13 protein-coding genes and 7 tRNA genes are annotated in these 14,282 nt (G+C 68.8%); 12 read left to right on the top strand and 8 right to left on the bottom strand.

Features of this window, described 5'->3' with window-relative positions:
- Positions 1-81: 81 nt before the first annotated feature.
- From ACFSJG_RS17400 to ACFSJG_RS17375, 6 genes are all read right to left on the bottom strand, one after another.
- A tRNA-Val gene (locus ACFSJG_RS17400) sits at positions 82-156 on the bottom strand.
- Between the two features lie 24 nt (positions 157-180).
- Positions 181-251, bottom strand: a tRNA-Cys gene (locus ACFSJG_RS17395).
- A 23-nt stretch (positions 252-274) separates the two neighbouring features.
- A tRNA-Gly gene (locus ACFSJG_RS17390) sits at positions 275-347 on the bottom strand.
- Positions 348-639: 292 nt separating this feature from the next.
- A tRNA-Val gene (locus ACFSJG_RS17385) sits at positions 640-714 on the bottom strand.
- A gap of 32 nt (positions 715-746) precedes the next feature.
- Positions 747-817 (bottom strand) — tRNA-Cys (locus ACFSJG_RS17380).
- A gap of 24 nt (positions 818-841) precedes the next feature.
- A tRNA-Gly gene (locus tag ACFSJG_RS17375) sits at positions 842-914 on the bottom strand.
- Between the two features lie 319 nt (positions 915-1,233).
- Between ACFSJG_RS17375 and ACFSJG_RS17370 the strand changes: the two genes are divergently transcribed.
- Both ACFSJG_RS17370 and ACFSJG_RS17365 read left to right on the top strand, forming a co-directional pair.
- Positions 1,234-1,305, top strand: a tRNA-Val gene (locus tag ACFSJG_RS17370).
- Positions 1,306-1,484: 179 nt separating this feature from the next.
- Positions 1,485-1,967, top strand: a complete 483-nt coding sequence (locus ACFSJG_RS17365; RefSeq protein WP_378486498.1) for a hypothetical protein — start codon at positions 1,485-1,487, stop codon at positions 1,965-1,967.
- A gap of 4 nt (positions 1,968-1,971) precedes the next feature.
- Here ACFSJG_RS17365 and ACFSJG_RS17360 read toward each other — a convergent pair whose 3' ends face one another.
- Positions 1,972-2,148 carry a YdeI/OmpD-associated family protein gene (locus ACFSJG_RS17360; RefSeq protein ID WP_378486497.1) on the bottom strand — a complete coding sequence of 59 codons (177 nt, stop codon included), beginning with the start codon at positions 2,146-2,148 and terminating at the stop codon, positions 1,972-1,974.
- 330 nt (positions 2,149-2,478) lie between these two features.
- Here ACFSJG_RS17360 and ACFSJG_RS17355 point away from each other — a divergent pair, with 330 nt between their 5' ends.
- Positions 2,479-3,852, top strand: coding sequence for an NAD-binding protein (locus tag ACFSJG_RS17355; RefSeq protein WP_378486496.1), 1,374 nt, complete (start codon positions 2,479-2,481; stop codon positions 3,850-3,852).
- Between the two features lie 197 nt (positions 3,853-4,049).
- Here ACFSJG_RS17355 and ACFSJG_RS17350 read toward each other — a convergent pair whose 3' ends face one another.
- Positions 4,050-5,534 carry a long-chain-fatty-acid--CoA ligase gene (locus ACFSJG_RS17350; protein ID WP_378486495.1) on the bottom strand — a complete coding sequence of 495 codons (1,485 nt, stop codon included), beginning with the start codon at positions 5,532-5,534 and terminating at the stop codon, positions 4,050-4,052.
- A 239-nt stretch (positions 5,535-5,773) separates the two neighbouring features.
- On the opposite strand from ACFSJG_RS17350, the gene ACFSJG_RS17345 reads away from it, so the two are divergent.
- From ACFSJG_RS17345 to ACFSJG_RS17305, 9 genes are all read left to right on the top strand, one after another.
- On the top strand, positions 5,774-6,565 hold the full coding sequence (locus tag ACFSJG_RS17345; RefSeq protein ID WP_378486494.1) for a MerR family transcriptional regulator: 792 nt from the start codon (positions 5,774-5,776) through the stop codon (positions 6,563-6,565).
- A gap of 79 nt (positions 6,566-6,644) precedes the next feature.
- Positions 6,645-7,028, top strand: a complete 384-nt coding sequence (locus ACFSJG_RS17340; RefSeq protein WP_378486848.1) for a TIGR02611 family protein — start codon at positions 6,645-6,647, stop codon at positions 7,026-7,028.
- Positions 7,025-7,702 carry a hypothetical protein gene (locus tag ACFSJG_RS17335; RefSeq protein ID WP_378486493.1) on the top strand — a complete coding sequence of 226 codons (678 nt, stop codon included), beginning with the start codon at positions 7,025-7,027 and terminating at the stop codon, positions 7,700-7,702. The genes ACFSJG_RS17340 and ACFSJG_RS17335 overlap by 4 nt, the downstream gene beginning before the upstream one ends.
- A 123-nt stretch (positions 7,703-7,825) precedes the next feature.
- Positions 7,826-9,880 (top strand): threonine--tRNA ligase, encoded by a 2,055-nt coding sequence (gene thrS / locus ACFSJG_RS17330; protein WP_378486492.1) that lies wholly within the window; start codon positions 7,826-7,828, stop codon positions 9,878-9,880.
- Positions 9,873-10,466, top strand: a complete 594-nt coding sequence (locus ACFSJG_RS17325) for an ATP adenylyltransferase (protein ID WP_378486491.1) — start codon at positions 9,873-9,875, stop codon at positions 10,464-10,466. Before thrS ends, ACFSJG_RS17325 begins: the two co-directional genes overlap by 8 nt.
- A complete protein-coding gene (pgsA, locus tag ACFSJG_RS17320) occupies positions 10,467-11,138 on the top strand; it encodes a phosphatidylinositol phosphate synthase (protein WP_378486490.1) in 672 nt (223 codons plus the stop codon).
- Positions 11,135-12,034: a phosphatidylinositol mannoside acyltransferase gene (locus tag ACFSJG_RS17315; protein WP_378486489.1), complete on the top strand. Its 900-nt coding sequence runs from the start codon at positions 11,135-11,137 to the stop codon at positions 12,032-12,034. Before pgsA ends, ACFSJG_RS17315 begins: the two co-directional genes overlap by 4 nt.
- A gap of 1 nt (position 12,035) precedes the next feature.
- Positions 12,036-13,160 carry a glycosyltransferase family 4 protein gene (locus ACFSJG_RS17310; RefSeq protein ID WP_378486488.1) on the top strand — a complete coding sequence of 375 codons (1,125 nt, stop codon included), beginning with the start codon at positions 12,036-12,038 and terminating at the stop codon, positions 13,158-13,160.
- Positions 13,160-14,209: an NUDIX hydrolase gene (locus tag ACFSJG_RS17305; RefSeq protein ID WP_378486487.1), complete on the top strand. Its 1,050-nt coding sequence runs from the start codon at positions 13,160-13,162 to the stop codon at positions 14,207-14,209. The genes ACFSJG_RS17310 and ACFSJG_RS17305 overlap by 1 nt, the downstream gene beginning before the upstream one ends.
- Positions 14,210-14,282 lie beyond the last annotated feature (73 nt).

Raw genomic sequence — 14,282 nt, 5'->3', positions numbered from 1 at the left:
GTTCAGTACACACCCGATCGCTTCTCGCGATCGCGACAAAGCGTGCGCGAAGGGCCCCCGGTTTCCCGGGGGCCCTTCGGCTGGTGCGCGATACTGGGATTGAACCAGTGACCTCTTCCGTGTCAGGGAAGCGCTCTCCCGCTGAGCTAATCGCGCAGGATCATGCAGTTGTTCTTGCGGAGGTGGAGACGGGAATCGAACCCGTGTGCACGGCTTTGCAGGCCGTTGCCTCACCACTCGGCCACTCCACCGTAGGTTGTTCTCCAACCTCTCGAGCGGATGACGGGATTCGAACCCGCGACCCTCACCTTGGCAAGGTGATGCGCTACCAGCTGCGCTACATCCGCACGCTGCTCGGGGGCGTTGCTGCCTCCGTGCTGCGAGAAGGAACATTAGCGGACCCGCCGTCGAAAACACAATTCGCGCCCTGACCTCGAATGATGTGCGTGCCTCGGTCCGGCTCGGGGTGGCGGGGGTGCGAGACCGCGGCGTCGGCCCCGGAGGACGGTGAAGGCTCGGCCGCACCTGCAGGATGCGCCGGGGGTGGGCCGGCCGAATCGGGTCGCGTCGGATGCGGAGCCGGCCACGGCAGAAAACACGACGAGGGCCCCGCAAGATCCGGGGCCCTCGTCGTGTTCGTGGTGCGCGATACTGGGATTGAACCAGTGACCTCTTCCGTGTCAGGGAAGCGCTCTCCCGCTGAGCTAATCGCGCAGGTCCATCGTGCAGAAAACCATCTGCAACAGAGGTGGAGACGGGAATCGAACCCGTGTGCACGGCTTTGCAGGCCGTTGCCTCACCACTCGGCCACTCCACCGTAAGGTCGAGTTCCAACCTCTAGAGCGGATGACGGGATTCGAACCCGCGACCCTCACCTTGGCAAGGTGATGCGCTACCAGCTGCGCTACATCCGCACGCTGCTCGGCGGCGTTGCTGCCTCCGTGCTGCGAGATGAACAGTAGCCGACGGTGCAGGTGCGGCCAAATCGCCTGGTCATCGTGGGCCGAGGCCGCGAAGTGAACGGATGTGGCAGGTGGGGTGGACGGGGCAGGGGAGGATCGGTGACGCCAGGGTGGTCGCGACAGGGCATCGCGGCCTGCGGACGGCGTCGCGTGCGTGCCGGAGTCGAGGTTTGTGTGTTGACCTGGTGGTTTTTCCCGCGGGACGTCGGCGTGCTAGGTTTCTCCTCGTTCGGCCGCAGGTGATTCACCCGCGCCGGGCGGAAAAGTGCACGGTCCCGTGGCTCAGTGGGAGAGCGTCCGCTTCACACGCGGAAGGTCGCTGGTTCGATCCCAGCCGGGACCACAACACGAAAGCCCCCTCCACCGAGGGGGCTTTCGTCGTTTCGCGGCCCGTGCGCCCGCTCTCGTGGAGAAGTCGCGTAGTGCGGTACTCGTGCCCTCCTTGCACGGGATCCCCAGTCGGTGCCCACGTCAGGACCGTGCGCGGTTGACGGTCACGCGGCGGCGCGACGACAATCTCGTATGGCGTTGCACCAGGGTGAGTACGATCCCGCGGGTCCGCGTGCCGAGTTCGTGTCGATCGTCGACGCGAACACCCAGCTTGCGGAACAGACGAGGGCCTTCCTCGCGAGGGGCCTGGACCGGCTGAGCGAACGGGAGTTCTGCGCGATGTGCCCGGCCGCGGTGTTGTGCGCGGCCGCGGAGGCGGAGCTGAACAGGGCGTGCCCGAACACCCGAGTCGACGCCCCGCGGTGGCGTCGACAACTGACCGAGCACACGCTGCGCGGAATGAGCATCACGACCGTCGATCGCCCGCACACCGAGGACGTCTGCTTCGGGAAGGTGGTCCACGCCATCGAACGCGGGCACCTCCTCGAGGCGTCGAGTCACCCGACGCACGCCGACCCTCTCGAACCGGGAACCCGGCAGCTGTTGTGGCTGGCCGATCGGGTGCAGATCTTCACCCGGCACGTCGCCGAACGGTTGGCGAGCGGACAGTACTAGGACGTCACTCGGATCGCCGCGACAGCTCTTCGACCGTCTCGGTGATCCGTCTGCCGCGCGTCTCCGGCCTCTTCGCGCCGTCGATGTGCCGGACGAGTTGCCGCCGCCGGCTGACGGTCAGATCGCGGTAGGCCGATTCTGCGGAGGGGTCCGCGGTCAGGAAGTCCGCGGGTTCGGTCACCCTGAGGGGTTCGGGCGTCCGACTCGACGGCGACGTCGACGTGGTCACCGGTCGTGCCGTCCGCCGCTGCCCGATTGGCCTTGCTCAGGCCTGTGAGATTCCCTTCGGACTGTCGGACCCACTGCCCCCACTGCCCGATTGTCGTCGTGGCCGTCTCGACGTGCAGTTCGCCACGCGGTCCGGATCACGTCAGCCGGAGGGGCGAGGCGCGAGTCACACCCCGAGCTGCCGGTGGATGATGGCCACTCGCAATCGGTTTCGGCGTGCGTGTCGGATCGCCGCATGGTGCGCTTGGCTCATCGGGAATCGGACCGGACGAGGGATGGGCCGATGGAAACGGAATCGTTCGTGGTGATCGGCGACACCACCGTGGCGCGCAGGCTGTGCTCCTCGCTCGCCGAGCGTGATGAGCCGGTGCGCCACCTCGCGTGTCCCGACGAAGACGAGCTCGTGGCGATGCTGGCCGAGGCACCGGCCTGCGGTGTGGCGGTGCTGTTCGACGACGACGTGGTCGCCCTGCGCTATGCGCTGGCCGTGGCGAACATTCAGCCGGGTGTCGCGATGGTCGTGACGGTGTTCGACCGGACAATCGGCGACCAGCTCGCCCGCTTCCTCCCGCACTGCACGGTGACCAGTCCCGCCGACCTCGCCGCACCCTCATTGGCGGGCCCGTGTCTGGACTGGAATCTCGTTGCGGTCACCCGCAGCGGGTCCGGGATCCGCGGGGTGCGCTCGGTGTCCGGAACAGTGGACGAGGTCCCCGTGCAAGGCCGCCGCCGGAAGGGCTGGCGCGCGGCCGCTCACGGTCTCGCGAGGGTGTTCGGGTCCCACGAGGTCGGAGTGCGGATCCTCCTGACCGGGCTGCTCGGTCTCGCGACCGTCCTGGTCGCGGACTGGACGTGGCTCGTGATCGGCGCCGGACACGGAGCCGTCGAGTCGTTCGGCGAAGCGGTTCGGGTGGTGACCACGGTCGGCCCCGCCGGCGAGATCGACGGCGATCCGGTCTACGCGATTCTCGCGTCGATGGCCATGCTCGCCACGATCGTGTTCACCGCCATGTTCACCGCGGGCGTCGTCGATCGCCTGATCGGTCCCCGGCTGACCGCCGTGTGGGGGTCACGGGCACTGCCGAGATCCGGGCACGTTGTGGTCGTCGGGCTCGGGCAGGTCGGACTGCGGCTGTGCAGGGAGTTGCGGGAACTCGGTGTGCCGGTGGTCGGCGTCGAGCGGGATCCGCATGCGCGCAATCTGCACGCGATGCGCGACGACGGCATTCCCGCCGTCGTCGGCGACGGCACGGACCGCGCGCTGCTCGAGCGGGTCGGCGTGCGGAGGGCGATCGCGTTGGCTGCGGTGAGCTCGGACGATCGCGACAACATCGCCGTGTCGCTGGCGGCGCAGGCCGCGGCACCGCAGGTGCGGGCGGTGCTGCGGGCAGGGGAGAAGGAGATCATCGCCGAGACAGGATCGTTGCTTCCGCTCGGGGTGATCCGGGACGTGACGAGCCTGAGTGCGACGTATGTACTGGCCCACCTGCTCGGCGCCGAGCCGGTCGGGGTGGTGGCGGGGCGGTCGCACGTGCACGTCCTCCGCTCGGACGGGGAGTACGTGGAGCTTCCGATTGCGGCACGGTCCGGATGCCGGCACGTGTGTGCCGGTGGCGCGGTACACGGTGATGCCGCGCACGGCACTCGACGAGCGTGATGTGGCGGGACCACGCACACTTGACCCACCCGCCGACGAGCCGACACACGGGTCGTACCGAATCGAATCCGGCGACCAGGGCACGACAACATCCCGACCACCGCCGCGCCACAACCCGACAGCACGCACACCGCTCGCGCCGGCACGAAGCCCCGGCCACCAAGGGTGACCGGGGCTTCGCGGCAGGTGTCAGCGGATCAGTCGACGACGATCTCGCGCTTGAGGATCTTGCCGGTGGGGCCCAGGGGCAGCTCCGACACGATCCGCACGACGCGCGGGTACTTGTATGCCGCGACCCGTTCCTTCGCGAACTCGCGAACCTCGTCCTCGGTCAGAGTCCGACCGGGCTTCGGGATGACCACGGCGGCAACCTCTTCGCCGTGTGTCTCGTGCGGAACGCCGACGACGGCGACGCTGCCGACGGCCGGGTGCGCGTACAGCACCTCTTCGATCTCGCGGGGATAGATGTTGTATCCACCGCGAATGATCATGTCCTTGGCGCGGTCGACGATGTAGTAGTAGCCGTCCTCGTCGCGGCGGCCGATGTCACCGGTTCGGAACCAGCCGTCGCGGATCGCCGAGGCCGTGGCCTCGGGGTTCCCGAAGTAGCCCTTCATCACGTTGTGGCCGCTGATCGCGATCTCGCCGTCCTCGCCGTCCGGAACCTCGTTCCACTCGGCGTCGATCAGCTTGAGCTCGACGCCGTCGATGGGCTGGCCGACGGATCCTGCCTTGCGTTCGCGGTCGGCATGGTTGAACGCCGCCACCGGTGAAGTCTCCGAGAGTCCGTAGCCCTCCAGGATCGGGGCGTTGTACGCCTCCTCGAACGCGCCGAGCACCTCGACCGGGAGGGCGGACCCGCCGGACACGCAACGCCGCAGGCTGGAAGTGTCGTAGTCCGCGCGACCGGGGAACTGCGAGAGCGCGACGTACATGGTCGGTACGCCACCCATCTGCGTCACCTTGTCGCGGGCGATCACCTCGAGTGCCTTCGCGGGATCGAATCGGGGGAGCAGGGTCAGGGTGGCGCCGGCGAGCACGGCGGCATTCATCATCGTGGTCTGCCCGAACACGTGGAACAGGGGCAGGCCACCGAAGACGACGTCGCCGGCCGACAGGCCCGCGATGGCGTCGCTCGCGGAGATCTCCGCATTGCGCATCATGTTCGCGTGAGTCAGCTCGGCGCCCTTCGGGGCTCCGGTGGTCCCGGAGGTGTACAGGATCACCGCGGTGTCGTCGGCCGCGCGGTCGACACCCTCGACGGCCGCGTAGGTACCGAGTTCGGTGAGGAACGATGCCGGGTCGACCGAGACGTAGGTGACCCCGGCCTCGGCGGCACCCTTGCCCGCCTCCTCGTCGACGGCGTTCCACGCGAAGAACACCTTGGCGTCGGAGTCCCGCAGGACATGGGAGAACTCGCGGCTCTTGTACAGAGGGTTGGTCGGGACGACGACACCACCTGCCCACAGCACGCCGTAGTAGAGGACGGGCATGTGCAGGATGTTCGGCAGCGACAGCGCGACCCGGTCGCCCGGCTCGACCCCGAGTTCGCGCAGCCAGCCGGCGACCTTGGAGGCGAGCCCGGCGAACTGCGCGAAGGTGAGCTGCGCATCGTCCATCTTGACCGCGACGCGGTCGGGGTGCAGGCCGGCGGTGCTCCGCAGATTGTCAGTGAGGTTCATTGCTATCCAATTCGTGCCCCGACGTGCACTGGTGCGAAGTCGGATGAGGGAGGGTGTGCATCGGTCTTCGCCCGGGTGTGCCGACGACGGTGAGTTCGTGACGGCTCCCGGTTGGTCGGAGCGCCGATCCGGGTGGGACAGTAACAACTGTAATTGGACAGTAATAGTGGTCACTCAGCACCGTCAAACAGTTCTGAATGACGCATGTCATGTGACACTGGCAGCACAGTGGTGCTTTCATGACCGACATGACAGTGGACGGCCCCGGCGCATCGGCGTACTCCCTCGCGGAACTCGCGCGAGCAGCAGACGTGCCGGCGCGGACGATTCGCTACTACCAGTCCGAAGGGTTGCTCCCACGCCCCTCCCGTAGGGCCGGACAGGCGGTGTACGACAGGCTGCATCTCGAGCGACTGCGGTCGATCGGAGCCCTGCAGTCGCGTGGACTGAGACTGCAGACCATCCGCGAGGTCCTGGGCGAATCGGGAGAGTCGACCAGCGACGTGGCCGACCTGCTGGGACCGGAGATCGCAGGAGCCGCGTGGCTCGCAACGTCGGCACGCACGCTCGACGAGGGTGAACTCGCGGACCTGCTCGGCGACGCCTACCCGGATCAGGTCGGATCCCTCGTCTCGGTCGGCTATCTCGAACGGCGACTGGGCCCCGACGGACGCGGAGTCTGGTACTGCGCCAGCGTTCCCCAACTGCGCGGTGCGCTCGAGTTGCGGACGATCGGGGCCGCTCTGGAACTGAGTGCCTGGGCCTCGAACGAACTACGTGCGCGGCTGCGCGACATGAGCGAACTGTTCGTCGGACGGTGGATCGCCGAATCCGGGAGGCTCTATCGGGGGACCGCCACCCGGGAGGATTTCGATGCGAAGCTCGAGCGGTTGCGGGCCGTGGCATGGCAGTCCGCGGCACACGTGATGGCGGAGGAGATGGGTCGGGCGATTCAGCGATCGGACGAGATCCGGGAACGTGTGGTGGCAGGTGACTTCGACTTCGGCGCCGGACTCGAATCCGCCGAGTGACCGCCCGCGGTCACCGGGAAGTCCGGTCACCGACGGCGGTACCGTGGGTCCGGTGACGGAGCAGACGCGGGACGAGAGCATGTGGATGCGGGCGCGCCGACGGATCGCGTCGAATCCCGTGCTGAACCTCGGCTACCGCATCGCGGTCGGTGTGATCGGCGCCGCCGTCCTCGCCGTCGGCATCCTCGCCATCCCGTACCCAGGCCCCGGTTGGCTGATCGTCTTCGCCGGACTCGGCATCCTCGCGTCCGAGTTCGCCTGGGCGCACCGACTGTTGCGTTTCGCCAAGGAGAAGTACGACCGCTTCATGGACTGGTTCGCGCGGCAGTCGATCGTCGTCAAGGGGCTCGCGGCGCTCGCGACCGCGGTGATCGTCGTCCTGACCCTGTGGGTCCTCGGGACGTTCTCTCTTGTCGGCGGATGGATCGGGATCGAGCACGCCTGGCTCGAATCGCCGCTGTGACCTCGTCCCCGGGCGCGGTTCTGGCCCAACCGGCGTGGCTCGCGCAGCGCGTCGCCGACACCGCCCGGTACTGGCGTCTCGACGACGACCGCGTCGCCGCAACCCTGTGGTGGTACTCGGCGAGTTCGGTGGTCGTCACCGGAATCGGCGACCTGCTGACAACCGGCACGGCGCCGAACACCGACCTGGACGAGGCCACCGTCGAGATCGCGCCCGACGGTCGCCTCCTCGACTTCCGGTCCGCCGGCCGCCTGCGGGACGTCGACGACATCGCGGACGCACTCCGCGACACCCTCGCCGCGATCGTCGATCCGCTGGCGACGCTGAGCGGAGCCACCCCTCGGGCGCTGTGGGCGGTTGCGTCCGACTCGCTCGCCAACCGCTGCCTGAATGCGGGTAGCGCCGCCCTCGCGTCCGGTCTGGCGACGCGAATCGGGGAGCCGTTGCCGGTGCCGCGATTCGTCGACGTCGGCCGGGACTGCACCGACGCGGACACCTCGGCGCCCGTACCACCCGGGCGCCGCCGGGTGGTTCGACGTTCCTCGTGCTGCCTGATCTACCGAAGCCCTGTGGTCGCCGCCCCCGGTGACCCGGACGCCGCGGCGCGAGCCAAGTGCGTCAGCTGCCCCCGGCAGCGTCCCGAGGTCCGCGCCGCGCGCCTCACGGCACTCTGACCACCCGACCGCGACCGCGCGACGCGGGTCCGCATCGGCGGATCGGCCGACGGTCCCGATAGCATGAGTGCGCATCGACCCGCCGACCTCCGGTTCGGCCAATCACACGAGGAGCACAACGCCGTGACCACGCCTGCATCAGTAGTCCCAGCCGCCCGCGTCCGGGTGCCTGCCGGGACTACGGCCGGCGCGGCAGTCCGCGATGCGGGCCTGCCCGCGAAGGGCCCCGACGCGATCATCGTGGTCCGCGACGCCGAGGGAACCCTCAAGGACCTGTCGTGGACCCCCGACGTCGACGCCGAGGTCGAGGCGGTCGCCGCGGACACCGAGGACGGTCGCAGCGTCATCCGGCACTCGTGTGCCCACGTCCTCGCGCAGGCCGTCCAGCAGGAGTTCCCGAACGCGAAGCTCGGCATCGGCCCGCCGATCAAGGACGGCTTCTACTACGACTTCCAGGTCGCCGAGCCCTTCACGCCCGAGGACCTCGCTCGCCTCGAGAAGCGAATGAAGAAGATCGTCAAGGACGCGCAGCGGTTCTCCCGCCGTGTCGTCGAGGACATCGAGGACGCCCGCACCGAGCTGGCCGACGAGCCGTTCAAGCTCGAGCTGATCGACGACAAGTCCGGGATCGACGATCCCGAGGTCATGGAGGTCGGCGGCGGCGAGCTGACCATTTACGACAACCTCAACCCGCGCACCGGCGAGCTGATCTGGAAGGACCTGTGCCGCGGCCCGCACATTCCGACCACCAAGTACATCCCGGCGTTCAAGCTGACCCGCAGCTCTGCCGCGTACTGGCGCGGCGACCAGTCCCGCGAGGACCTGCAGCGCGTCTACGGCACCGCGTGGGAGTCGACCGAGGCGCTCGACAAGCACATGGAGCTGTTGGCCGAGGCGGAGCGGCGCGACCACCGCAAGGTCGGCGCCGAGCTGGACCTGTTCTCCTTCCCCGACGAGCTCGGGTCCGGTCTCCCGGTCTTCCATCCGAAGGGCGGCATCATCCGTCAGGAGATGGAGAACTACTCCCGCCAGCGGCACGTGGAGGAGGGCTACGAGTTCGTCTACTCGCCGCACATCACCAAGCAGCACCTGTACGAGGTGTCCGGCCACTTGGACTGGTACCGCGACGGCATGTTCCCGGCGATGCACATCGACGAGGAACTGAACGAGGACGGCACCGTGCGCAAGCCGGGCCAGAACTACTACCTCAAGCCGATGAACTGCCCGATGCACAACCTGATCTTCCGGTCGCGGGGGCGCTCCTACCGGGAACTGCCCTTGCGCCTGTTCGAGTTCGGCTCCGTCTACCGCTACGAGAAGTCCGGTGTCGTGCACGGACTGACCCGCGTTCGCGGCATGACGCAGGACGACGCGCACATCTACTGCACCAAGGAGCAGATGCGCGACGAGCTGACCACGACGTTGCAGTTCGTCCTCGGTCTGCTCAAGGACTACGGCCTCGACGACTTCTACCTCGAGCTGTCGACGAAGAACCCGGACAAGTTCGTCGGCGACGACGCTCTCTGGGAGGAGGCCACCGAGACGCTGCGCGAGGTCGGTGCGGCGTCCGGGCTGAACCTGATTCCGGATCCGGGCGGCGCCGCGTTCTACGGTCCGAAGATCTCCGTGCAGGTCCAGGACGCCCTCGGCCGCAGCTGGCAGATGTCGACGATCCAGCTCGACTTCAACCTGCCCGAGCGATTCGAGCTCGAGTACACCGGAACCGACGGCGCCAAGCACCGTCCGGTGATGATCCACCGCGCGCTGTTCGGGTCGATCGAGCGTTTCTTCGGCGTGCTCACCGAGCACTACGCAGGTGCGTTCCCGGCGTGGCTGGCCCCGGTCCAGGTCGTCGGCATCCCGGTCGCGGAGGCGTTCGAGGACCACCTGTGGGACGTGAACGAGCGACTGAGGAAGGCCGGCGTGCGGGCCGAGGTCGACGTCAGCGACGACCGGATGCAGAAGAAGATCCGCACCCACACCACGCAGAAGGTGCCGTTCATGCTGCTCGCGGGCGAGCGGGACGTGGAGGCCGGAGCCGTCTCCTTCCGGTTCCGTGACGGCACCCAGATCAACGGCGTGCCCGTCGAGAAGGCGGTCGCCGTGATCACGGAGTGGATCGCCCGCCGCGACAACTCCTCGCCGACGGCCGAACTCCTCGGGGTCGGCGATGAGTGACACCGATCGGCCTGCCGGTGTGAACGGCACCGACGAACCGATGGTCGACACCGGCCCCGGTGATCCGGACCGACTGCAGCGGCTGTGGTCGCCGCACCGGATGTCCTACATCGCGGAGTCTCCCCGGTCGGCGAAGTCCGACGAGGGTCCGTTCACCGCGATCCCGAAGATGAGCGACGAGGAAGGTCTCATCGTCGCGCGGGGCGAGCACGTCTACGCGGTGCTGAACCTGTACCCGTACAACCCGGGCCACATGATGGTGGTGCCCTACCGTCGGGTCGCTGCGCTGGAGGACCTCACCCCCGGCGAGTCGGCGGAGCTGATGGCCTTCACACAGCAGGCGATCCGCGTCGTCAAGCGGGTGTCGCGGCCGGATGCGTTCAACGTCGGCCTCAACCTCGGTGCGGCGGCGGGCGGCTCGCTCGCCGAGCACCTGCACCAGCACATCGTTCCGCGCTGGGGCGGCGACGCGAACTTCATCACCGTCCTCGGTGGTACGAAGGTGATGCCGCAGCTGCTGCGGGAGACGCGGGCGCTGCTGTCGGCGGCGTGGCAGGAGATGTCCACCGGCGTCGGGGGCGTCTAGATGCTGAGCATTCTGGGGCGGGCCTCGGTGTCGAAGGCGACCGCGCCCCTGGGCCGAGCGCTGGTGAGCACCGGGTTGAGCCCGGATGCGGTGACGGTGTTCGGCACCGTCGCGAGCGTGGCGGGGGCGCTGACCCTCTTTCCGTCGGGACATCTGTTCTGGGGAACCATGTTCATCTGGTTCTTCGTCATGTTCGACATGCTCGACGGTGCGATGGCGCGGGCCCGGGGCGGCGGAACGCGGTACGGCGCCGTGCTCGACGCAACCTGTGACCGGGTGGCGGACGGTGCGATCTTCGCCGGCCTCGCCTGGTGGGCCGTCTACCACGAGGGCAGCAGATCGCTCCTCGTCGCGACACTGATCTGTCTCGTGACCTCGCAGGTCATCTCGTACGCGAAGGCGCGCGCGGAGGCGAGCGGTCTGACCGCCGACGGTGGCCTGATCGAACGTCCCGACCGGCTGATCATCGTTCTCGTCGGCGCCGGTTTGACCGGTATCGCAGGGCATTTCGGGATCGGCTGGCTGGAGTGGGCCGTCCACGTCGCGATGTGGATCCTCGCCGTCGCCAGCGTGATCACGGTGTTCCAGCGGGTACTGGCGGTGCGCAACTCGCCGGGGGCGCGCGAACTGCTGCCGATCGCCAAGCCCACAGACCAGGACCCCGAGCAGTGAGTCTCGCAGAGCGGGCGAGCGACCTCGGCTACGCCGCAGGCTGGCGCCTGGTGCGCGCACTCCCCGAATCCGTCGCGACACGATTGTTCGACGCGGGTGCCGACTTCGCCGTCCGGAAGGGCGGCCCGGACCAGTTGCGGCGCAACCTCGCTCGCGTCCTCGGCGTGCCCGCAGAGCAGGTGCCGGACGACCTGATCCGGGCGTCGGTGCGGTCCTACGCCCGATACTGGCGCGAGGCGTTCCGATTGCCGTCGATGGACCAGACCGAGCTCGGTCGCCGGCTCGACGCCAAGATCCAGGGCAAGGAACACGTCGAGGCCGCGCTCGCCGCGGGCACCGGCGCCGTACTGGCCCTGCCACACAGCGGCAACTGGGACATGGCAGGCGTGTGGCTGGTGCAGGCCCACGGCACCCTGTCGACGGTCGCGGAACGTCTCAAGCCGGAGTCGCTGTATCAGCGGTTCGTCGCCTACCGGGAGAGCCTCGGCTTCGAGATCTTCCCGCTCAGCGGCGGTGAGGCCCCGCCGTTCGGCCAGCTCGCGGACCGCCTGCGCGACAACCGGGTGGTGTGCCTGCTCGGCGAGCGGGACCTCGCCAAACGCGGTGTCCCCGTGACGTTCTTCGGTGAGCCAACCCGCATGCCCGCAGGCCCGGCCAAGCTGGCGATCGAGACCGGTGCGGCGTTGCTACCGGTGCACTGCTGGTTCGAGGGTGACGACTGGGGCTTCTCCGTCGGGGCCGCCATCGACACCACGGGCGGGGTCGACGTCGCCACCCAGGCGCTCGCCGACCGCTTCGCTGCGAACATCGCCGCGCACCCCGAGGATTGGCACATGCTGCAACCGCTGTGGCTCGCCGACCTGTCGGAATCGCGACTGGCTCGAATGGAGTCGTGACGTGAACATCGGGATGGTGTGCCCGTACTCGTTCGACGTTCCGGGCGGGGTGCAGGCGCACGTCGTCGAACTCGCGCAGGTCCTGATCGAACGCGGGCACCGGGTCAGTGTCCTGGCCCCGGCCTCGGAGGGCACGGAGCTGCCCGACTTCGTCGTCTCCGCTGGACGCGCCGTGGCGATCCCGTACAACGGATCCGTCGCACGCCTGACGTTCGGACCGGTCTCCTACGCACGGGTGCGGAGGTGGATCGCGGACAATGACTTCGACGTGCTGCACATCCACGAGCCGAACGCGCCGAGCCTGTCGATGCTCGCCATGAAGATCGCCGAGGGTCCGATCGTCGCGACCTTCCACACGTCCACGACGAAGTCGTTGGTGCTCAGCACCTTCCAGGGCGTGCTCCAGCCGTACCTGGAGAAGATCTCCGGCCGGATCGCGGTGTCCGAGCTGGCGCGTCGCTGGCAGGTCGAGTCCCTCGGATCCGACGCCGTGGAGATTCCGAACGGGGTGGACGTCCCCGCGTTCGCGGATGCCGCACCGTTGCCCGGCTACCCGCGCGAGGGTGGCACCGTGCTGTTCCTCGGCCGGTACGACGAACCGCGCAAGGGGATGGCAGTCCTGCTCGGTGCGCTGCCCGCATTGGTCGAACGGCACCCCGATCTGGAGGTCCTGGTCGTCGGTCGGGGCGACGAGGACCGGCTCCGCAAGGAGGCCGGACGGTACGCGAAGCACCTCAGGTTGCTCGGCCAGGTGAGCGACGACGAGAAGGCGTCGGCGCTGCGGTCCGCCGACGTCTACTGCGCTCCGAATCTCGGCGGCGAGTCGTTCGGGATCGTGCTCGTCGAGGCGATGGCCGCCGGGACCGCGGTCGTGGCGAGCGAACTCGACGCCTTCCGCCGGGTGCTGCGGGACGGCACCGCGGGCATCCTCACGCCGATCGGCAGCTCCGACGCCCTGGCGAACGCCGTCGACAGTCTGCTGTCCGATCCCGACCGGCGCCGCGAACTGGTCACGGTCGCCACCGAGGTCGTCGCCGAATACGACTGGCCGGTGGTGGCCGAACAGATTCTCCGGGTGTACGAGACGGTCACCGTCGGTGCGCGCGGTGTGCGGGTGGAGGCGTGATGACCTTCTCCGCGACGACGATCCTTGTCATCGCACTCGTGGTGGCGGTGCTCGTCGCCGTCGCGGTGTGGGCGTACGGAACCGCGAACCGGCTGGACCGGTTGCACGTTCGTTCGGACCTGTCGTGGCAGGCACTCGACGCCGCGCTGGCCCGCCGTGCCGTCGTCGCGCGCGCGGTCGCGGCCGCCGTCGTCCCGACGGGGTACGCGTTCGCGTCGCCTCCGCGCCCCGAACTCGACGGGAAACGGCTGGCGGTGCTGGCGGATCAGGCCGAGCGGGCGGACCGGGCACAGCGCGAGTCCACGGAGAACAGGTTGTCCGCCGCGCTGGCTGCGGTTCCGTCCGAGGCCCTGCCGCCGCAGCTGGTCGCGGAACTGGCCGACGCCGAGGCTCGGGTGCTCATCGCCCGCCGGTTCCACAACGACGCGGTGCGGGACACCCTCGCACTGCGGACCCGCAGGCCGGTCCGGTGGCTGCATCTCGGCGGCACGGCGCCGCTTCCGACGTACTTCGAGATCGCCGAGCGCGCCACCACGTCGGCCGGTGCCGGTGTCGACGAGATGCGGACCTCGGCGCGGGTCGTGCTGCTCGACGGGGCAGGGCGGGTGCTCCTGCTGCGCGGGCACGATCCGCAGGTTCCCGACGTCCACTTCTGGTTCACGATCGGCGGCGGTGTCGAGCAGGGGGAGACGCTGCGAGAGACCGCCGTTCGGGAGATCCACGAGGAGACGGGTCTGAGTGTCGATCCGTCCGACCTCCGCGGCCCGATCTGGCGCCGGGTCGCGGTGTTCCCGTACGACGGCGAGGTCATCCGCTCCGAGGAACTGTTCTTCGTCCTGCGCGGAACCGAGTTCACGCCGCAGCGGAACGGCTTCACCGAACTCGAACGGCGGGCGATCACCGGGCACCGCTGGTGCACGGCGGAGGACATGCGAGCGATCGCGGCGGGCGGCGAGGTGGTCTACCCCACGGAGTTGCCCGAGCTGCTCGCCGAGGCGGGAAGCGTGGCGACACGGGACGAGGAGCCCGGCGTCCGTTCCATTCGCTGACCGGGCGGCCGGGCGAACGCGTCCACGTCCTAGAATCGGGGTACCCGGACGTGGTCGGTACGGCTGAGTGGCC

Origin of the sequence: Rhodococcus gannanensis (assembly GCF_042681175.1) — a bacterium.
Taxonomy (GTDB): domain Bacteria; phylum Actinomycetota; class Actinomycetes; order Mycobacteriales; family Mycobacteriaceae; genus Rhodococcus_G; species Rhodococcus_G gannanensis.
This window is presented reverse-complemented; position numbering and strand designations above follow the sequence as displayed.

What these genes read in the sequence shown, in the direction of transcription:
- ACFSJG_RS17365 (WP_378486498.1), top strand. Translation starts at nt 1,485, where the DNA reads ATGGCGTTGCACCAGGGTGAGTACGATCCCGCGGGTCCGCGTGCCGAG.
- ACFSJG_RS17355 (WP_378486496.1), top strand. Translation starts at nt 2,479, where the DNA reads ATGGAAACGGAATCGTTCGTGGTGATCGGCGACACCACCGTGGCGCGC.
- ACFSJG_RS17350 (WP_378486495.1), bottom strand. Translation starts at nt 5,534, where the DNA reads ATGAACCTCACTGACAATCTGCGGAGCACCGCCGGCCTGCACCCCGAC.
- ACFSJG_RS17345 (WP_378486494.1), top strand. Translation starts at nt 5,774, where the DNA reads ATGACCGACATGACAGTGGACGGCCCCGGCGCATCGGCGTACTCCCTC.
- ACFSJG_RS17340 (WP_378486848.1), top strand. Translation starts at nt 6,645, where the DNA reads ATGTGGATGCGGGCGCGCCGACGGATCGCGTCGAATCCCGTGCTGAAC.
- ACFSJG_RS17325 (WP_378486491.1), top strand. Translation starts at nt 9,873, where the DNA reads ATGAGTGACACCGATCGGCCTGCCGGTGTGAACGGCACCGACGAACCG.
- pgsA (WP_378486490.1), top strand. Translation starts at nt 10,467, where the DNA reads ATGCTGAGCATTCTGGGGCGGGCCTCGGTGTCGAAGGCGACCGCGCCC.
- ACFSJG_RS17305 (WP_378486487.1), top strand. Translation starts at nt 13,160, where the DNA reads ATGACCTTCTCCGCGACGACGATCCTTGTCATCGCACTCGTGGTGGCG.